This window comes from Arthrobacter sp. SDR-2R (genome assembly GCF_057747955.1).
The window spans coordinates 3,714,966-3,732,035 of the sequence record NZ_CM173231.1; the positions used below are offsets into that span (position 1 = coordinate 3,714,966).

Sequence of the window (17,070 nt, forward strand, 5' to 3'; positions counted from 1 at the left end):
AGGCATTCCCGCAGTGTCACCGCAGATGATGCCCCCGCAGGCACATGCTGCAAGCTCGCTGCACTTGTAAAGGACCAGCATGCCTGACATCCGCACGCTCCGTCCCGCCCTGAAGGCGCCGCTGGAGCCCGCGCGGCTGTCGCGGGAGGACGCCTCCCGCCGTCGGGCGATGCTCCTGCATCCTGCCAATTTCAAACCCTCAACATCCCCGGGCAGCGAAGCCGGCGGGAGGGCCGGGGAGCTCAGCAGCAGGTTCGAATGCCTTCATGCGGACCTGGTGGGCCGCGGTTTGGCGGAGAAGGATGCGCGGACGGAAGTGGCCCGGATTGCGGCCCGGGAGGTTTGGGACGGGTTTGCCGCCCAGCTGCGCCGTCACCGGGCCGCGGGCCGGCAGCTGGACGCAAACGTGCTTGCTGTCGCACTGGCATCAATGCAGGGCATGACGCTCGCGCTGCTCCGGCACCAGGGCGACCTGGGATACGCCATCCGTGCCGTGTCCACCGCCCTCCGCCGCCTCCGCTACAACGGTGGCCTGCTGGAGCGCCTGCACCCGCATGGCAGCCCGGCCTTCACTGCCGCAACCATCACCCTCCAGTCATTGGAGGCGTTTCTCGCCCGCCCGCAAACCAAAGCTGCCTGATCAGGGAGGCACCGTGGCAACTTCTGAAGAGTACAGGGCCGTGTACGGTCAGGAAGCGCCTGGCGGCCAGGCCCCAGCGGAAATTGGCGATGGCGGGTGCAACGTCATTTTCAAGGACAACGGTGCCGTCGTGGGACGCTGGAGTTCCTGGGAGAAAGCCAGCGTGGCACTCAACCGGCTGCAAAAGCTTTCGGGCTGGCTTGAGTACCGGCTGGAGGAATCGCACCGGTGGGTCAGGGCAAAGGGGGCCGGAGACACCATGAGGTGCTCTGGCTGCAGCGCCCTTCGCCAACTTCAGGAGGCAGCCGGGCCATTGGCTCCCCGTGGCTTCGGCTGGTGACGAATCAGGAACGGACTTTTGGCCCTGCTGGCACAGCAGAGGGACGCGAAATGATTGAACGAGGATCCTTCCGACCGGGGCGGCTGCATCAGACGGGCAGCCGGGGAGGGCGTCGAATCAATGAGAGCGTCGTCATGGAAACACCCGCAGAACCCCGGGATGTCTTTCAGTCCCCAGCCGGGACCGCCCGGATCTTCATCCTCAATGACCATGAACTGGTGCGGCGGGGCCTGAAGGACCTGCTCGAAAATGATGGGTTCACGATTGCCGGCGAGAGCGGATCGGCCGCAGAGGCCCGGCGCCTGATCCCCAGCCTGAAACCCGATATCGCTGTGTTGGACGACAGGCTGCCGGACGGAACCGGGATCGAGGTCTGCCGCGACCTCCGCGCCACGGCCCCCGGGGTCCGATGCCTGATCCTGACCGGCTGGGACGAACAGCATGCCGTGCGGGCGGCGGTGCTGGCGGGCGCGTCCGGGTACGTCCTCAAGCAGGTGAGCAACAGCAAGGATCTGGTGGACAGCATCCGCTGTGCCGCCGCCGGCGCATCACTGTTCCGGCCGGAGGTCCGGGAAAGGGTTGCCGAAAGCTTGTACGCAGCCGCCTCTGCCTCTTGGCTGCAAGGCCTCACAGGGAGGGAGCGGAACGTGCTTGCCTTCATGGCCCGCGGCCTGACAAACCGGCAGATCGGGCAGGAACTGGTGCTCCCCGAAGATGCGGTGGTTGGCACTGTGTCCTCGGTACTGCAAAAGTTGGGATTCCGGCGCCGCAGCCCGTTGATCCCGGCTCCCATCCCGCGCGCGTGGGAAATGCTGTCCTGAGAGGGCAGGCCGCCGTCAGGCCGGAAGGGGTACCCGCCAGGTCACGCTGGTGCCTTGGCCGGGGGCGCTCTCAATGGTGCAGGTCCCGCCCAGCCGGCTGGCCCGGCTCTTCATGTTGTTCAGTCCGCTGATCCGGCCGGGATCGGCAAATCCGCAGCCATGGTCCTGGACGGTAAGGACCACGTCACCGTCCTGAACGGCGAGGAGGACGTAAATTTCTTCAGAGCCCGAGTGCCGCACGGCGTTGCTGACGCTTTCAGACAGCACCGGCAACAATTGTTCGGCCACCTCCTCGTCCACGATGTCATCCACCGGGCCCGAGAGCTGGATCCTTGGCAGGAAGCCACCGGCGTTGGCTGCTTCCTGCACGGCGCGCAGGACGCGGCCGCTGAGGAGTTCCCGGTCGGGTTTCCTGGCCTGCAGTGAGTAAATCGTGTCGCGGAGCTGGTGGATGCAGTCATCCAGTTCAGTGGTGATATCGGCGATGCGGCGCTCATGGGCAACGGGGTCCGAGGTGTAGCGGCGCAGGCCCTGGATGCTCAACCCGGCTGCGAACAGCCGCTGGATGACCAGGTCGTGCAGGTCCGCCGCAATCCGCTCGCGGTCGATGAACAACGCGTGCTCTTCCCGCAGCTGGTTTGCCTTGAGCAGGTCCAGCGTCAGGCCGATCCGCGAGGCAAACACGGCGCTCTGCTCAACATCCACGTCCGTGTAGCGGCTTCCACCGGTCCCCCGGGCCAGGATCAGCACACTGTCCCGGTGTCCGTCACTGTTGCTTCCCAGGGCGGCAACCAGGACCGGCCCGAGTTTCTCTGCCAGCTCATGGTCAAATACCAGGGACGGGTCTGCCAGCGCCCTGGACTCCCCGCTTTCCAGGACTTCGGATAACACGTCAGAGGCTGGCAATTCCTGGCCGCCAGGCATCGATTGCACGCCCACAGATGTACGGCACCTGACGGTTCCGTCCCCGCCCGCGGATGCGATTACCCCCAGGACCGAAGCGGAGGCCTTAACGGCCCGTTCCGCGATCATGTCCAGGTTTTCGGTATCCGAGCGTGGCCGGTCCTTCAGGCAGTCACTGACCTCCATGCCCGCCTCAAGCCATTTTTGGCGCCGCTTGCTGTCATCGAACAACTTGGCGTTTTGGATGGCCACGCCGGCAGCAGAAGCCAGGGCTACTGCCAGGTCTTCGTCTTCACCCGAAAAATCCTGGCCGCCGATTTTTTCCGTCAGGTACAGGTTCCCGAAGACCTCATCCCGGACACGGACCGGAACACCCAGGAACGTGCCCATCGGCGGGTGGTTGGCGGGGAAACCGACGGCAATGGGAAGTTCGCCGAGATCGTGGAGCCGCAGTGGTTTGGGTTCGCGGATCAGTTCGCCAAGCACTCCGTGGCCGGTTGGAAGGTCACCGATGAGGCGGGCTCCATCATCATCAATGCCTACGGTGATGAAGTGGCTGAGCTGCTGGTCATCACCGATGACGCCCAGAGCCCCGTAGCGCGCTCCCACCAGTTCGCAAGCAGACTGCACCACCCGGTCAAGCACTGCTTCCAGGCTGAGGTCTTCGGTCAGGGACACCACTGCACCGAGCAGGCCTTCAACGTGTTCCTGTGCCCGGACAAGGTCATCAGCCCGTTCTACGAACTCCCGCAGAAGTTCCCGGGTCCGCCGCCTGATCGGTTCACGCCACATGAGAGTACACCCCAAAGTTCGAACAGCATGATCCAAGGCGGCCTTCATCACCCTGCTTTGAACATCTCAGCGAAAGCCCCAGCTTCTCTCTCCTCCATGCTAACCCCGGCGTCGCCACAAGGGTTATGGGTTACGGACAGATCTCCCCTGCCGCGCCTTGCGCCGCCCAAGCCTTGGCACGCCTGAGGGGACCGCGGGCTTGGGGACCTTGACCGGGATGCTGTACCTGGAGGCCCTGCGGGCGATGTGGTGCGTGGCGTGCCGGCGTTTGACGGGAGGTGGCGGGGCGGGCAGTTGCTCGGCGCTGCGGGCAAAGAACCATCGTTTGGCCAGTTCCACCAGGACCAGATACACCACCACCATGCCCAGCAGGGCCAGGAAGAACGGGACAGGCAGCGGGTCGAAGCCGAGCAGGCCGGCCAACGGCGAGAGCGGCAGGAAGATCCCCAGCGCCACCACGCCGAGCGACGCGGCAATCAGGCCGGCTGACGGCCGGCTGCGCAGGAAGGGAACACGCCGTGTGCGGATGGCGAAGATGATCAGCGTCTGGGTGGCAATGGATTCGATGAACCAGCCGGCCCGGAACTCCCCCGGCGCAGCGGTGAACACGAACAGCATCAGGGCGAAGGTGGCGAAGTCGAACAGCGAACTGATGGGCCCGAAGAGAAGCATGAACCGGCGGATGAAGGCGATGTCCCAGTGGGACGGCGCCCGCAGCTGCTCCTTGTCCACCCGGTCCCCCGGAATAGCCAGCTGCCCGGAGTCATACAGCAGGTTGTTCAGCAGGATCTGGCCCGGCAGCATGGGCAGGAAGCTCAGCACCACGGAGGCTGCTGCCGCGCTGAACATGTTGCCGAAGTTGCTGGACGTGCCCATCAGCACGTACTTGATGGTGTTGGCGAAGATCCGCCGCCCCTCCATCACGCCGTCCGCCAGCACTCCCAGGTCCTTGTCCAAAAGGACGACGTCGGCCGCGTCCTTGGCAACGTCCGTTGCCGTGTCGACGGAGATGCCGATGTCCGCCTTGTGCAGTGCCAGGGCATCGTTCACGCCATCGCCCATGAAGCCCACGGAGCCGCCGCTGAGGCGCAGCAGGCCGATGATGCGCGCTTTCTGTTCGGGCGAGACGCGCGCAAAGATGGTGGCTGTCCGCGCGGCGGCGGCAAGGTCGGCGTCGGACATCTGCTCAACCTGGGCACCGGTGAGGGTGCCGCCGGAGATCACGTCCAGGTCGGCACAGACTTTCTCCGCCACCTTGGCGTTGTCCCCGGTGGCGATCTTTACCGAAATACCCAGGGCCTCCAGCAGGTCCAGGGACTGCCTGGCGTTGGTTTTGGGCCGGTCCAGGAAAACGAGGAACCCGGCCAGCGTCAGCCCATGCTCATCAGCCGGGGCCAGCTTCTCCAGGTCTGCAGCCGGACGGGTTGCCACGGCGACCACCCGGGAGCCGGCGTCGAACTGCTCGTCCAACAGCCTCTGCACCGCGGGTGGGGTTGGCCCACACAGGGCGAGGACGTCCTCGGGGGCGCCCTTGGTCACCAGGCGGGCGGGGCCGCCGTCTTCACGGACCAGAGCGGTGGTGCGGCGGCGCTGGTGATCGAAGCCGATCATGTCCAGGCGCTGATGACGCTTCGGTTCAAAGGCGGCGGCGCCGGGGCTGTCCCAGAGGGCGGCGTCCAGCGGGTTCTGCCCTGCCGGGGCTGCATTTCCTTCCGAGTAGTCGGCCTCCGTGGCGAGCAGGCCCAAAGTGAGCAGGTCGTCTTCGGAAACGTCCTGCGTCACCGGAAGCGCGCTGGTGAAACTGATCCGCCCCTCCGTCAGGGTGCCGGTCTTGTCCGTGACCAGGATGTCCATGTCCCCCAGGTCCTCGATGCACACCAGCCGCTTGACCAGCACTTTCCGCTTGGCCAGCTGCCGGGTACCGGTGGCCAGGGACGTGCTCACCACGGCGGGAAGCAGCTGCGGGGTGATGCCTACGGCGATTGCCAGCGAGAACAGCAGGGATTCAATGAGCGGGCGTTGCAGCAACAGGTTGGCCACGAAAATCAGCGTGGTGAGCACCATCGCCACCTGCAGCAACAGGAACGAAAAGCGCCTGAGTCCCAGCTGGAACTCGGTTTGCGGCTGCCTCTCCCCCAGGCCCAGCGCGATGCGGCCGAACTCAGCCCGGCCACCGGTGGCCACCACAACCCCGGTGCAGCTGCCGGACTGGATCACCGTGCCCATGAACACGCAGGAGGCGAGGTCGCCCAGTGCCGCGCCTGCGGCCACGGGAGCGGGGTCCTTGGCGGCGGGCTGGGACTCGCCCGTGAGGATGCTTTCATCGCAGAGCAGGTTGTTGGTGGCGAGGAGCCGGATGTCGGCGGGGATGATGGCACCCAGGGAGAGATGGACGACGTCGCCCGGCACCAAGGCGGTAACGTCCACTTCCCTGGTGGTCCCGCCCCGAAGGACCACGGCGCGGTGGGTGACACGGTCGTGCAGCGCCTCGGACGCCCGCTCCGCGCGGAATTCGTTGGTGAAGCCAAGGCCCACGCTGACCAGCAGGATCACGCCGATGACGATCGAGTTGGTTGCGTCACCCAGGAACAGGGACAGCCCGGCGGTGACCAGCAGAAGGATGAGGATGGGGCTGGCGAACTGCCGGCCCAGCACGGCCCAGGCGTTGGCGCGGTGCGTGCGGACGGCATTGGGGCCAAGGCTGCCAAAGCGGGCGGCGGCTTCCTCCTCCGGCAGGCCGTCCGGGCCGGAGGCCAGGCGCGCAAGCGTCTGTCCGGATGTCAGGCTCGCGGCGTCAGTGATCGGCAGCTGGAGGGAGCTCCGCTCCCGGACATTGAGCTCTGTCATGCCGCATCCGTTCGGACGTTTGCTTTCGTGGCGTTAGCTTAGGGCAAGGGTACGACGGCGTGGCCTCGCCAAGGGCCCAGGGTCGAGGTTGGCCAGGCGGGCCGGGGCGTTCAGGCGCTCAATGACATATCAGTGCGGCGCGCCAGCGGGGCGCGTCAGCCCGGCGGTCCGGGGCTGGTGGCCGTGCCCAGGATGTGGGCAAGCGGAGGGTTCAGCTGCTGCACGGCGAAGCCGAAGCGCTGGTTGTCCTGGATCGTGAAGCCTGCTGCGGTGATGGCGGCGAGGGTGTCCCGGTTGAGGTGGCATCCGCCCATGAACCGGCCCCAAAGCGGAGTCAGGAGGTCTTCTGCCCTGGCCAGGACCGGGTGCCGGGACCGGACATGCTCGTAGTAGGCCAGTGTTCCGCCGGGTCGCAGGACGCGGCGGATCTCCGCAAGCACGGCGGCCTGGTCCTTGACGCTGCAGAGAACCAGGCTGGCCACCACGGCGTCGGCGCTGCCGGTCTCCGCGGGGATGTTCTCTGCGGCGGCGGCAACCACCGTTACGGGGACGCTGGCCGTGGCGGCCTGTTTCTGCGCCAGGGCCCGGAGGTAGTCATCGGGTTCCAGGGCCAGGACGCGGGTGACGGCGGGAGGGTACAGCGGGAAGGAGGAGCCGGCCCCGGCCCCGATTTCGATGACTGATCCACGCAGGCCGGCCAGGGCGCGGCGGCGGTGGTCGGCTGCCCCGCGGCGGTCCATGCCGCCCACGGCCCGGGCAAATGCCCGGGCAAAGAATGGATGCTGCAGCGGGCCCGGCCCCACCCCGCCCTCCGTGCCGCCAGGTGTGCGGTCCATCCGGATACCTCCTTGGGACTGTCTGGCTCTCATCATGGCACGGCGCGTGGGTGCCGGGGCCGGGCGCGGCTGGTCAAGGCGGTACGGGCTACAGGCAGCTGGGCTGGTACGCGGGGTCCGCAGGGCCGGAGGCCTGGCCCAGCGCGTTCGCCACAAACTGGTGCACCACGGGATCGTTGGGTGTCTGGTCGTGTTCGAAGACATCGGCAGGACACTTGTCCTGGATGGTGATGTTGGTGACCTGCCTGGCCGGTCCCGCCAGGAACTGGCTGTTGTAGGGAATCACCACTTCGTCATAAACGGTGGAGATCACAGTGTAGGACGGGCCGGCGACAGTATCGCCCTTGGCGTTGAGTTCCTGCATGAACGCCGACCCGGCCTGCTGGTCCGCGCATGCTGCGCAGCCCAGGGTGGTGTAGGCGGGATCCGGGACGGCATCCGGCGGCGGCACGATCAGGCCCTGGGTGCCGTGGTTGGAAGGCGCAATTCCCACCAAGTGGTGGACGTACTTGGCGCCGCCCAGCAGGTGCATGTAGTAGCGCGGCATCATGCCGCCCTGGCTGTGGCCCACCAGGTCCACTTTCGGCGCACCCGTGGCGGCGCGGACGGCATCAACGAACGGCGCGAGTTCCTTCGCGGAGTCGGCCACCGGGGCGGTTGCGTAGACGCCGTTGGTCTCGCCGTAATTGAGGGCGAAGACGCAGTACCCGGCGCTCTTGAGGTAGGGCGAAAGCGTGGACCAGTTTTTCGCCATGCTTTCGAAGGTTCCGGGCACCAGGACCACGGGGTACGGGTGTTCGGCGGAGGGCTTGCAGGACCAGTCGTTGGCGCCCGGCGGCGCGATGTCCAGGGTGTCGGCCTGGGCGGGAGCCGCGGAGAGCGAGCCTGCCAGGACGGCGGCTGCGGCGACGGACAGGGCGCGTTTCAGCAGTGACATATAAACCTCTTTGTTCGCGTGTCAGCAGGGGTTCCGCGGCCCGAGGTGCCAGCGGCGGTGTGCCTGCCGGTGCCCGGGGTGCGGTCCTAGAAATGCTAGGCAGCCTGGACCCGCAGGTGGACCTGCCTGCACGAACGTGCGGGGAATTGGTCCGCGTCCGGCCCACCGCAACCCGGCCGGTCCCAGCACGCCGGGATATTCATTGTTACTGGTGAGTAGCTATTAAGCCCGGCCGAGACCCCCATGGCCTTTGGAGCCGGCACCGTTCCGACAGCACCGCCCCAACTGCACGAATGTGCAGATGGCGTGAGACTCTCGGCCGGGCGTACAGGTCTGCTGCCGTACGTTCTGCCCAGGATCGCTACTTGAGGCTCAGTACCTCGTCGATGGGACGGCCGTTGACGAACACCTGCGCGCTGGTGGCACCGGATGCCGTCATGGCCGTGTATTCCAGTTGGGCCTTGGCGCGTGGGATGTCGCACACGCCGCCGAGCATGAACTGCCCGGAAAGCCAGATGGTGATGGTGCTGCCGTTCAACTCGCCACCAAGATAGGTCAAGCTCGACTGGTACAGGACGTTGATGAGGCCGGACAGGCCGATGTCGCGGCTCTTGTTGGCCAGCAGGGTGTTGATGCTGGGGCCCACCTGGTCGGTGAAGCGGACGGGGGCCGTGGTGGTGGCCACCAGGCTGTCACCGCAGCCGATCGCGGGCCCGGAGACGCCGTTGTCACCCACGGCCACGTAGTAGATGGTCAGCGGGGCCACCTGCTCGGGCAGCCCGGTGGGCGTCGGTTCCGCCGTGGGCGGCGGGCTGGCAGGAGCGGACGACGGCGGAGCGGCGGCTGACGTGGTGGGTGCGGCTGAGGTGCTGGCAGGGGTGGTGGGGGTGGCCGATGCGGTGGGGCTCGCCGTCGTGCTTGGGGACGCGCTGCTGGGGCTGGCGCTGCTGGCGGTGGGGCTGGGGGCCGGGGAACTGCTGGAAGGGGCCGGGGCGGGAGGGCCGAAGCACCCCGTAAGGAGCAGCAGGCTGCTGAACCCGAGAATGCTGAGTGCCGAATGCCTGGGCCTGGTCATGACGCCCCCTTGACTGCTCGCCCCGCGGTTGCGGGAACCACTTTCAAGCTACGCCTGAGGGTTAGTCCAGAACAGGGACTAAAGTCCGAGTCCCCGGAGACTCACCACACCGAGTCGCCGCGCAGGACAACATCGCTGCCGCCGTCGACGTAGACGATCTGCCCGCAGAGGTGCGTGTTCTCCTCGCTGTTGAGCCAGGCCAGCAGGCGGGCCACCACAATGGGCTCGGCGATGCCGTTCAGCGGCATCGGGACCACTTCCAGCAGCGACCTTCGTTCCTCTTCGGTATCGATCAGGTCCGCCGTCATTGGGGTGGCGATGACGCCCGGCGCCACCGCGTTCAGGGGGATCCCGGTGCCGGCCCACTCTGCCGTTGCGGCCTGGCGGCGGACCCAGCGGGAGAGCGCCAGCTTGGTGGAGGCGTAGATGAGCTGGCCAATGGTCGCTGGTTCCTTGGCCATGACCTCGGCGCGGGCCATGGCCGCCGGTTCATCCCCGGCGGCCAGGAGTGCAACAAGCTCGCTGTCGCTGGCCAGGAGGGCGGCCATCGATGAGACCGCGACGGCGCGTGGCGCGTCCGACCCCGCCAGAAGGGGCCGGAGCCTTTCCAGCGTTGCCACCGTCCCGAAAAAATTGACGGCCACGGTGGCGGGGGCCGGAACGGCGAGGCCGGCATTGGCGTAGATGGCATCGATCCTGCCGCCGCTGACCTTCCTCACCGCATCCGGCAACGCGTCGCGTCCCTCGGCGGTGGACAGGTCGGCCACCACCTCGGCATCGTGGAGATCCACCCCGATGACGCGTTCGCCGCGCTGCTCAAGCAGTTCCCTGGTGGCTTTGCCAATGCCGGAGGCTGCGCCGGTGACGACGGAGGTGCGGGGCATGATGTCCTCTTTCCCTGGCCTGTTAGGGTTGTAAGCCACTCTGCCTGCGACCCCGCGTCGGGGCCAGAGTCCAAAGGCCCTGCGCCGCATCCCGCTCTGGCTCCAGCGTCGGCGGATCCATCAACAGGTTTTGTCACGCCGTTAACCGGCCATTCATATCCTCCTCGAAACCTGTCCAACAGCTGGAAATAGCGTGGAAGCCATGGACAACATCTCCCGCAGAACCCTCATCTCCGCCGGCATCGGAGCCGGCATCGTCGCCGCACTGCCAAGTGCCGCCGTCGCCGTTTCCACCGCGGACGACGCGGGCCTTCGCACCGATCCCTTCATGCTCGGCATCGCATCGGGCGAGCCGTGGCCGGACGGCTTCGTCCTGTGGACCCGCCTGGCCGTGAACCCGGTGGCCGAGGACGGGCTGGGCGGCATGCCGTCGCGCCCGGTGGCCGTGCAGTGGGAAGTGGCCGTGGACCAGGGCATGCGGAAGGTGGTGGCCCGCGGCGTGGAGCAGGCACGCACCGAGACCGCGCACTCGGTGCACGTGGAGCTGCGCGGCCTGCAGCCGGGCCGCGAGTACTTCTACCGGTTCCGCACCGGCAAGTACGTCAGCCCCGTGGGCCGCACCCTCACCAGCCCTGCCCTGCACGAGACGCCCGCCGCGCTGGCCATGGCGTTCGCCAGCTGCGCGCAGTATGAGCACGGCTACTTCTCCGCGTACCGCCGCCTGGCGGAGGACCACCCGGACCTGGTACTGCACCTGGGCGACTACCTTTATGAATACAAGAAGGGCAGCTACGTGATCGGCGGAGGGAACCCCCGTGACCACGAGGGCCCGGAGACCATCACGCTGGAGACGTACCGGCAGCGCCACGCCCAGTACAAGGCCGACGCCGACCTGCAGGCAGCGCACGCAGTCGCACCCTGGGCGGTGGTGTGGGATGACCACGAGGTGGACAACAACTGGGCGGACGACGTTCCGGAGAACCAGGACGCCGCCCAGTTGAACGACAGCGTGGAGCACTTCCGGCAGCGCCGCGCCGCAGCCTTCCAGGCCTACTACGAGAACATGCCGCTGCGCCCGTCCTCGCTCCCCGCCGGGCCGGACATGAAGATCTACCGCCGCATCCAGTGGGGCCAGCTGGCCAACTTCCACATGATGGATACACGGCAGTACCGGGACGACCAGCTTGCCGGCGACGGCTGGAAGAAGAACGTCACAGAGCGGCTCGCCGAAAACCGGACCATCACCGGCGCCGAGCAGGAGAAGTGGCTGCTGGACGGATTCAGGAACTCCACGCAGCGGTGGGACATCCTGGGCCAGCAGGTCTTCTTCGCCGAGCGCGACCGGAACAAGGCACCGGAGATCGACGACGTTTCCATGGACGGCTGGGACGGGTACGCGGCCTCCCGCCGCCGCATCACCCAGGGCTGGACCGACGCGAAGGTGCGCAACGCCGTCGTCCTCACCGGCGATGTGCACCGCCACTGGGCCAACGACGTGAAGGTGGACTACAAGGACCCCGCCTCCCCCGTAGTGGGCTCGGAACTGGTGTGCACGTCCATCACCTCCACGGGTGACGGCACGGGCTCCACCACGGACGCCACCATGGCCTGGAACCCGCACCTGAAGTTCTACAACGACAACCGCGGCTATGTGAACACGCGCATCACCAGGGACTCCATGACGGCGGACTTCCGCGTGCTGGACCACGTGACGACGCCGGGCGCACCCGTTGCCACGAAGGCCTCCTTTGAGATCCGCGACGGCGTGCCGGGGCTGCAGGCGCGGGCCTGACGCCTCGCGGCGGGCGTTTGCGTGACTTTCCTGCGTGGCCCGGGCGGCGGGACCTTCGGCACTTTGCGTGCCGGGGGTCCCGTGGCATGTTGCGGCTATGGCCGGACTGCGATATTTGCGACGGACGGACGGCGGAGCTAATCGGCGCAGGCGCCTGCAGCTCCTGGCGGCGTCGCTCGGCGTACAGATCACGGCATATCTGCTGTGGCGTCCGGCCATGCTGCGCTGGGGAACCGAGGGCACGGAAGCCGTGGAGCGGCTGCCCGGCGACGACCTTGAGCCCCAACCGGTGATCCAGAGCACCAGGGCCATCAGCATCGACGCCCCGCCCGAGCGCGTGTGGCCGTGGATCGTGCAGATGGGAATCTACCGCGCCGGGTTCTACACGCATGACCGGGTCGAGCGTGCCCTGTTCCATGCCCGGTACGTCGAGGGCAAACAGTCTGCAACCCGAATCCACCCGGAACTGCAGGACCTCAAGGTGGGCGACAAGGTACCGTATGGCGGGGGCGTGTACGCGACCGTCACCGCGCTTGAGCCCAACCGGCACCTGGTGGCGGGAGAACAGTTCATCCTGCGGCCCCTGCCGGGGAACCGCACCCGGTTGATCATCCGGTACCGCGGCAAGGGGTACCTGAGCGCCGCGGCGCGCGGTGCCGGGCCCGACGCGCCCATGGCAACCCGGGCTTTGGCCTTCACCCTCCAAAACGTTCCGGGCGCGATGCTGCTGGCACGCGCCGTCGACCTTTTCATTGGCGACCCGCTGCACCACTACATGGAAGTTGGCGTGCTCCGCGGGGTCAAGCAGCGCGCGGAGTCCTGAAGAACTCCATAGCTCTGCCGGAGACCAGTTCCGGCCGGTGGTCGGCGATGAAGTGCCCCTCACCCGGGACGATCTCGGTGGTGACGTTGCCGCCCCGGCCGCGGCGGTGGCCCATCCGTTGCAGGGTGGCCGATGGTTCCATGGATCCGATAAGGACGAGGGTGGGGACCGTGAAGTCGCGCCGGCCGTACACCCCGAAAATGATCTTCAGGAAGGCTGGCAGGATGGTGCCGCGGTAGAGTGCCGAGCCCGCTTTTGCCCTGGCAGGCTTTGCGGCTGCTGCGTTGTAGAGGTTCATGTCCGCCTCGGATACGCCCCCTGCGGGTTCAAATGCTGTGAAGAGGTGCTGCATCACCTTCCGGCTCCGCTGGATCCGCGGGCCGATAAATGGAACGGCAAGGGCGAAGGCGTGCCACAGCTTGGGAAAGACCAAAACCAGCCGGGCATTGGGCCTGATGTGGACGTCGGGGGCACCTGTAACGATGAGTGCCTCAACAAGATCAGGCCGCTGCATGGCGAGTAGCTGCCCCACGATGGCACCCCAGTCGTGGGTGAGGAAGCGGGCTCGGCTGATGCCAAGCTTTGCCATGAGTCCGATGACGTCCTCCACCAGCAACCCGGCTGAGTATCGGCCCTGTGGTGCATCACTCCAGCCGAAACCCCGCTGGTCCGGCGCGATCACCCGGTAATGTCTGGCCATCAAGGGCATCACGCCGTGCCATTCCCACCAGTTCTGCGGGAAGCCGTGCAGGAGAACCAGGGGATCCCCGCTACCTGCCTCAGCGATATGCAATCGGATGCCGCGGATGTTCATCCATCTGTGGGTGACGCCATCAAGCTCCGGCATCGCAGCGACCTTGCCTTCCATGAACCTAATTTACTACTTAAGTAGTACCGGTGTCAGGACCTGCCGCGCAGCCCCTCCGGGTGCACCCGGCCCTGCGCGCATTAAGGCCTGGTCCGTCGCCGTCGTACTTCCGCAAAGCCGTTGTGCGCCGTGGAGCCCGGGGCTACGATGCTCCCGGGGAGAGGTCCTTTGTCTCGCGAGACTGGAAAGGGCCACGCACATGACCGACTTCTTCACAATGCAGCCCGGCGAGACGGCGCCTCCCCTGCCGGCGGGACCCGTCCTGTGCGCGGGGACGGCAGCGATGCGGCGCATCCACCGGTTCTTCCTCTGGGCCTACGGCGAGGCGCCGGGACTGGTGCGCTCCGCCGCCGCCGGCGACACTGCCCGGGCAGCCTACGCGGGCGAAGTGCTGGGCAACTTCGACAAGGTGCTGCATATCCACCACGAAGGCGAAGACCTCCTGATGTACCCGCAGCTGAAGGAGCGGGCACCGGCATGCGCGCTGCATGTGGGGCAGATGCTTGAGCAGCACAGGCAGGTCACGCAGAGGCTGGAGGCCATCGAGCCGGTCCGGCTGCGCTGGATGCAGACGGCGGATGAGGAGTCCGGCGCGGAACTCGCCGCCCGCTATGAAGACCTGTCCGGCGTCCTCAACGTACATCTGCGCCGCGAGGTCACGGAGATGATGCCGGTTGCTGACAGGGTGATGACGGAGAAGGAAGCTGCCGCGGTGGGGCAGCACGGGATCCAGGAACTCGACAAGAAATTCCTGGTGGGCTACCTCGGCATGGTGCTGGCTACCAACCCGCCTGCGGACCGGAAAGAACTGTTCAAGGAAATCCCTCCCCCTGTGCGGCTCGCCTACCGCCTGGTGGGACGGCGGATGTACCGGAAACAGTACTCAACGCTGTTCCCCGGACGCCCGGTTCCCGAGACGCTGTAGGCGTTCTGTTGCGGCGCCAAGCTGCGGTGGCGGCGGTCAGGGCCGTCCACACACTGGCGTGGTTCTCCATCGAGTCCTGCGTCATCTACGTGCTCTACAGCGGCCTGGCCGGCCGCACGGACAGGCGGGTGGGGTGGGCGGCCGCCGTGGTTGCCGCCGAATCACTGGTGTTCGCCGGAAACGGGTTCCGCTGTCCGCTCACCGGACTCGCGGAGCGCTACGGCGCCGAGCGCGGCTCCGTCACCGACATCTACCTGCCGCGATGGTTCGCGCACAACCTGCCCGCCATCCACGTTCCGCTCCTGGTGCTGATGGTGTACCTCCATGCCCGGAACCTCCGGCACGGGCGCCCGCCGGGCTGAAGTAAGCCGCACTGCCTCCACGACGTCGCTGGCCCGCAGCAGATGCGTCGTTGCCTGGACCGCATCCCAGCGTCCGAAATTTGCCGGGCCCAGGAAGTGCTCCCGACTCCGCTCGAGATCCCTCCGTACGTCTGCCGGCCACTCCCTGAATCCCTTGCCCAGAACACCTGCACCATCGGCGCCGGGGACGCGTTCTGCGCCGCCCTGGTCCTGGCGCTGCAGCGGGGCCTGGACTACACCTCGGCACTTTCTGCTGCCAACCTGGTGGGTGCCGACGCTGTCGGCGACCCTTCCTCCCAGCCCGATTTGGCACGGCTGGGCTACTATCTGGAGCGGATTGCCCCGGCCGTGGACACACGGTGAGCGTGACACTGCGGCGGGCGGCGCCGTCGGACCTTCCCGAGGTCATGCGCATCACCCGGGACGCGTACGCCCGGCAGCTTCCTGGCATCGGGGCCATCAGCATCACCAGCGCCACGTTCATGGAGCGCGCGCACGCCCTGTACGGGTCGCTGGGCTTCCGCCGTGCGCCGGAACGGGATTGGCATGTGCCCGGCGAGGACGTGCTGCTGTGGGTGTTTACGCTGGAACTCGGTGGCTGAGCCTGCCCGCTAAACCCTCGTGGCCAGCTGGGAGTTTTGATCTGCCAGGAAATCAGAATGCCGGTGGACGATCCGCCAGGCACCCTCTTCGCGGCGGTAGATGTGCGTTGTGCGCATCGTGTAGACGGCGGGGATGCCATCCACCACGGCGCTGCTGTGCTCAAGGCCGACCGTGTAGGCGAGGCTTCCGCTGGCACCCGCGGCGACGAGCTCGAACTCAGATCCGGCAGATCCCGTGAACCGGCGGGCCTCCTGGCGGAACTTGGGTTCGAGGTCCGCCCAGCCTGCTCCGGAGATGTGTGCACCGAACAACGTCACGGGGGTCCGGTGTGACCACAGGGCCAGGCGGGGTGCCACGTCTCCCTTGTGCAGCGCCAGCGTCATGTCCCGCTGCTTTGGCAGGATCTCCGCCAGGAACGCGTCCGTTTCCTTGTGCATGGCTTCTTTGTGCATGACTTCCTTGTGCATGGCCCGCCCGCCTTTAGGTGCCGGTCCGGGCGCCAGGCAAAGGAACGGTGGCCTCCCCCGGCGGGAAGTCCGCATGCCGGTGCACGATCCGCCAGTTCCCGTCCTCCCGGCGGTAGACGTGCGTTACCCGCAAGGTGTACTGGCGCGGCGTTCCGTCGACGGTGGCGGAGGTGTGCTCGTAGCCCACGGTGTAGGCGAGGTCGCCGCTTGCTCCGGCAGCGATGATCTCCAGGTCGAAGGAGTCTGCGTGCGTGAACCACGAGGCCACACTGTGGAACATCGGCTCCACCTCGGCCCAGCCGGTGCCGCTGAGCCGCGCCCCGAAGAGCGTCACAGGATCGTCCTGCGACCAAAGCGCGATGCGCGGGGCGACGTCACCGTTGTGGATGGCGGCGTCCGCGGCCCGCTGGCGGGGAATCATTTCGGCCAGGAATGCATCCGTTTCGGTGGACATGACCAACTCCATTACAGTCATACTGTTTTGAATACAGCTATAATGCATCCAATGGAACGGAAGATCAAGAGGCAGTACGATTCCCGTCGCCGCCAGGAGCAGGCTGCAGAAACCCGGCGGACCATCATCGCGGCGGCGAACGAACTCTTCATTGCCCAGGGATACGGCCAGACCACCATCAAGCAGGTGGCCGCGCGCGCCGGCGTCTCCGTCGAGACCGTATACGCCACGTTCGGCACCAAGGCATCGCTGCTCAGGCACGTTTGGTATGTCGATTTCCGGGGGGATGAAGCGGACGTGGCGCTCTATGACCGGCAGGAGATGCAGTCCATCCTGGCCGAGCCGGACCTGTCGGAGAGGATCCGCCGCCACGCCGTCTTCGTGACGGCGAGCAACCGCCGCATCTTTCCGCTCCTGGACGCGCTTACCGGAGCTGCTGCGAGCGAGCCCGACGCCGCCGCCATGCTCGCCGAGTGGGCGGACCGGCGCCTGGACGTGGCCACCCGCTACGCGCACGCCGCGGCTGCGACCGGCCACCTGGGCGTCAGCGAGGAGGAATGCAGGGACGTGCTGTTCGCCACCATGGACGGCACACTGTGGGCCCAGCTGGTGGGGCAGCGCGGCTGGAGTGACGAGAGGTTCTCAACCTGGCTCGGCGCGACGTGGATCGGTGCGCTCGTCCGGGCAAAGTAGCGGTCAGG

General features: G+C 66.9%; 20 protein-coding genes. 11 read left to right on the forward strand and 9 right to left on the reverse strand.

The window, feature by feature from the left end; translation table 11 throughout:
* Positions 1-79: 79 nt before the first annotated feature.
* From AC3ANU_RS17105 to AC3ANU_RS17115, 3 genes are all read left to right on the forward strand, one after another.
* A complete protein-coding gene (locus AC3ANU_RS17105) occupies positions 80-640 on the forward strand; it encodes a hypothetical protein (RefSeq protein ID WP_144600563.1) in 561 nt (186 codons plus the stop codon).
* A gap of 13 nt (positions 641-653) precedes the next feature.
* Positions 654-980: a hypothetical protein gene (locus AC3ANU_RS17110; protein WP_134164607.1), complete on the forward strand. Its 327-nt coding sequence runs from the start codon at positions 654-656 to the stop codon at positions 978-980.
* Positions 981-1,114: 134 nt separating this feature from the next.
* Complete coding sequence (locus tag AC3ANU_RS17115) at positions 1,115-1,801, forward strand: response regulator (RefSeq protein ID WP_018770421.1); 687 nt, start codon at positions 1,115-1,117, stop codon at positions 1,799-1,801.
* A 15-nt stretch (positions 1,802-1,816) separates the two neighbouring features.
* On the opposite strand, the gene AC3ANU_RS17120 is transcribed toward AC3ANU_RS17115, so the two are convergent.
* From AC3ANU_RS17120 to AC3ANU_RS17140, 5 genes are all read right to left on the reverse strand, one after another.
* Positions 1,817-3,496, reverse strand: coding sequence for a GAF domain-containing sensor histidine kinase (locus AC3ANU_RS17120; protein ID WP_488314918.1), 1,680 nt, complete (start codon positions 3,494-3,496; stop codon positions 1,817-1,819).
* Between the two features lie 123 nt (positions 3,497-3,619).
* On the reverse strand, positions 3,620-6,343 hold the full coding sequence (gene mgtA, locus AC3ANU_RS17125) for a magnesium-translocating P-type ATPase (RefSeq protein ID WP_488314919.1): 2,724 nt from the start codon (positions 6,341-6,343) through the stop codon (positions 3,620-3,622).
* A 155-nt stretch (positions 6,344-6,498) separates the two neighbouring features.
* Positions 6,499-7,179, reverse strand: coding sequence for a class I SAM-dependent methyltransferase (locus AC3ANU_RS17130; RefSeq protein WP_488314920.1), 681 nt, complete (start codon positions 7,177-7,179; stop codon positions 6,499-6,501).
* Positions 7,180-7,267: 88 nt separating this feature from the next.
* Complete coding sequence (locus AC3ANU_RS17135) at positions 7,268-8,116, reverse strand: esterase/lipase family protein (RefSeq protein ID WP_142068195.1); 849 nt, start codon at positions 8,114-8,116, stop codon at positions 7,268-7,270.
* Positions 8,117-8,477: 361 nt separating this feature from the next.
* Entirely contained in the window at positions 8,478-8,882 is a 405-nt protein-coding gene (locus AC3ANU_RS17140; protein ID WP_056393347.1) for a GerMN domain-containing protein, read from the reverse strand.
* Here AC3ANU_RS17140 and AC3ANU_RS17145 point away from each other — a divergent pair.
* Complete coding sequence (locus tag AC3ANU_RS17145) at positions 8,866-9,204, forward strand: hypothetical protein (RefSeq protein WP_142068197.1); 339 nt, start codon at positions 8,866-8,868, stop codon at positions 9,202-9,204. The genes AC3ANU_RS17140 and AC3ANU_RS17145 overlap by 17 nt on opposite strands.
* Before the next feature lie 88 nt (positions 9,205-9,292).
* Here AC3ANU_RS17145 and AC3ANU_RS17150 read toward each other — a convergent pair whose 3' ends face one another.
* On the reverse strand, positions 9,293-10,075 hold the full coding sequence (locus tag AC3ANU_RS17150; protein ID WP_488314921.1) for an SDR family oxidoreductase: 783 nt from the start codon (positions 10,073-10,075) through the stop codon (positions 9,293-9,295).
* 202 nt (positions 10,076-10,277) lie between these two features.
* Between AC3ANU_RS17150 and AC3ANU_RS17155 the strand changes: the two genes are divergently transcribed.
* Positions 10,278-11,867: an alkaline phosphatase D family protein gene (locus AC3ANU_RS17155; RefSeq protein ID WP_488314922.1), complete on the forward strand. Its 1,590-nt coding sequence runs from the start codon at positions 10,278-10,280 to the stop codon at positions 11,865-11,867.
* Between the two features lie 97 nt (positions 11,868-11,964).
* Entirely contained in the window at positions 11,965-12,690 is a 726-nt protein-coding gene (locus AC3ANU_RS17160; protein ID WP_488314923.1) for an SRPBCC family protein, read from the forward strand.
* Here AC3ANU_RS17160 and AC3ANU_RS17165 read toward each other — a convergent pair.
* Positions 12,668-13,558 carry an alpha/beta fold hydrolase gene (locus tag AC3ANU_RS17165; protein ID WP_488314924.1) on the reverse strand — a complete coding sequence of 297 codons (891 nt, stop codon included), beginning with the start codon at positions 13,556-13,558 and terminating at the stop codon, positions 12,668-12,670. The two genes, AC3ANU_RS17160 and AC3ANU_RS17165, sit on opposite strands and share 23 nt — an antisense overlap.
* A 199-nt stretch (positions 13,559-13,757) precedes the next feature.
* On the opposite strand from AC3ANU_RS17165, the gene AC3ANU_RS17170 reads away from it, so the two are divergent.
* The 4 genes from AC3ANU_RS17170 to AC3ANU_RS17185 all read left to right on the forward strand — a co-directional run bounded on the left by AC3ANU_RS17170 (position 13,758) and on the right by AC3ANU_RS17185 (position 15,447).
* A complete protein-coding gene (locus tag AC3ANU_RS17170; RefSeq protein WP_134165589.1) occupies positions 13,758-14,483 on the forward strand; it encodes a hemerythrin domain-containing protein in 726 nt (241 codons plus the stop codon).
* A gap of 8 nt (positions 14,484-14,491) precedes the next feature.
* Positions 14,492-14,845, forward strand: a complete 354-nt coding sequence (locus AC3ANU_RS17175) for a hypothetical protein (protein ID WP_478222195.1) — start codon at positions 14,492-14,494, stop codon at positions 14,843-14,845.
* Positions 14,846-14,941: 96 nt separating this feature from the next.
* A complete protein-coding gene (locus tag AC3ANU_RS17180; protein WP_018770434.1) occupies positions 14,942-15,208 on the forward strand; it encodes a PfkB family carbohydrate kinase in 267 nt (88 codons plus the stop codon).
* Entirely contained in the window at positions 15,205-15,447 is a 243-nt protein-coding gene (locus AC3ANU_RS17185) for a hypothetical protein (RefSeq protein WP_488314925.1), read from the forward strand. Before AC3ANU_RS17180 ends, AC3ANU_RS17185 begins: the two co-directional genes overlap by 4 nt.
* A gap of 9 nt (positions 15,448-15,456) precedes the next feature.
* Here AC3ANU_RS17185 and AC3ANU_RS17190 read toward each other — a convergent pair whose 3' ends face one another.
* Together AC3ANU_RS17190 and AC3ANU_RS17195 are read right to left on the reverse strand one after the other, a co-directional pair.
* The gene (locus tag AC3ANU_RS17190; RefSeq protein WP_488314926.1) at positions 15,457-15,915 is read right to left on the reverse strand and encodes a nuclear transport factor 2 family protein; all 459 of its coding nucleotides are present in this window, start codon (positions 15,913-15,915) and stop codon (positions 15,457-15,459) included.
* 13 nt (positions 15,916-15,928) lie between these two features.
* A complete protein-coding gene (locus AC3ANU_RS17195) occupies positions 15,929-16,369 on the reverse strand; it encodes a nuclear transport factor 2 family protein (protein WP_134165586.1) in 441 nt (146 codons plus the stop codon).
* Between the two features lie 51 nt (positions 16,370-16,420).
* Between AC3ANU_RS17195 and AC3ANU_RS17200 the strand changes: the two genes are divergently transcribed.
* A complete protein-coding gene (locus AC3ANU_RS17200; RefSeq protein ID WP_488314927.1) occupies positions 16,421-17,062 on the forward strand; it encodes a TetR/AcrR family transcriptional regulator in 642 nt (213 codons plus the stop codon).
* The last annotated feature ends 8 nt before the right edge of the window (positions 17,063-17,070 follow it).

Excerpts from the sequence above, each read along its gene's own strand:
- AC3ANU_RS17135 (WP_142068195.1), bottom strand. The coding sequence starts at position 8,116 with ATGTCACTGCTGAAACGCGCCCTGTCCGTCGCCGCAGCCGCCGTCCTG.
- mgtA (WP_488314919.1), bottom strand. The coding sequence starts at position 6,343 with ATGACAGAGCTCAATGTCCGGGAGCGGAGCTCCCTCCAGCTGCCGATC.
- AC3ANU_RS17115 (WP_018770421.1), top strand. The coding sequence starts at position 1,115 with ATGGAAACACCCGCAGAACCCCGGGATGTCTTTCAGTCCCCAGCCGGG.
- AC3ANU_RS17160 (WP_488314923.1), top strand. The coding sequence starts at position 11,965 with ATGGCCGGACTGCGATATTTGCGACGGACGGACGGCGGAGCTAATCGG.
- AC3ANU_RS17150 (WP_488314921.1), bottom strand. The coding sequence starts at position 10,075 with ATGCCCCGCACCTCCGTCGTCACCGGCGCAGCCTCCGGCATTGGCAAA.
- AC3ANU_RS17155 (WP_488314922.1), top strand. The coding sequence starts at position 10,278 with ATGGACAACATCTCCCGCAGAACCCTCATCTCCGCCGGCATCGGAGCC.
- AC3ANU_RS17105 (WP_144600563.1), top strand. The coding sequence starts at position 80 with ATGCCTGACATCCGCACGCTCCGTCCCGCCCTGAAGGCGCCGCTGGAG.
- AC3ANU_RS17195 (WP_134165586.1), bottom strand. The coding sequence starts at position 16,369 with ATGTCCACCGAAACGGATGCATTCCTGGCCGAAATGATTCCCCGCCAG.
- AC3ANU_RS17200 (WP_488314927.1), top strand. The coding sequence starts at position 16,421 with ATGGAACGGAAGATCAAGAGGCAGTACGATTCCCGTCGCCGCCAGGAG.
- AC3ANU_RS17190 (WP_488314926.1), bottom strand. The coding sequence starts at position 15,915 with ATGCACAAGGAAGTCATGCACAAAGAAGCCATGCACAAGGAAACGGAC.
- AC3ANU_RS17145 (WP_142068197.1), top strand. The coding sequence starts at position 8,866 with ATGGTCAGCGGGGCCACCTGCTCGGGCAGCCCGGTGGGCGTCGGTTCC.
- AC3ANU_RS17120 (WP_488314918.1), bottom strand. The coding sequence starts at position 3,496 with ATGTGGCGTGAACCGATCAGGCGGCGGACCCGGGAACTTCTGCGGGAG.
- AC3ANU_RS17130 (WP_488314920.1), bottom strand. The coding sequence starts at position 7,179 with ATGGACCGCACACCTGGCGGCACGGAGGGCGGGGTGGGGCCGGGCCCG.
- AC3ANU_RS17170 (WP_134165589.1), top strand. The coding sequence starts at position 13,758 with ATGACCGACTTCTTCACAATGCAGCCCGGCGAGACGGCGCCTCCCCTG.
- AC3ANU_RS17165 (WP_488314924.1), bottom strand. The coding sequence starts at position 13,558 with ATGGAAGGCAAGGTCGCTGCGATGCCGGAGCTTGATGGCGTCACCCAC.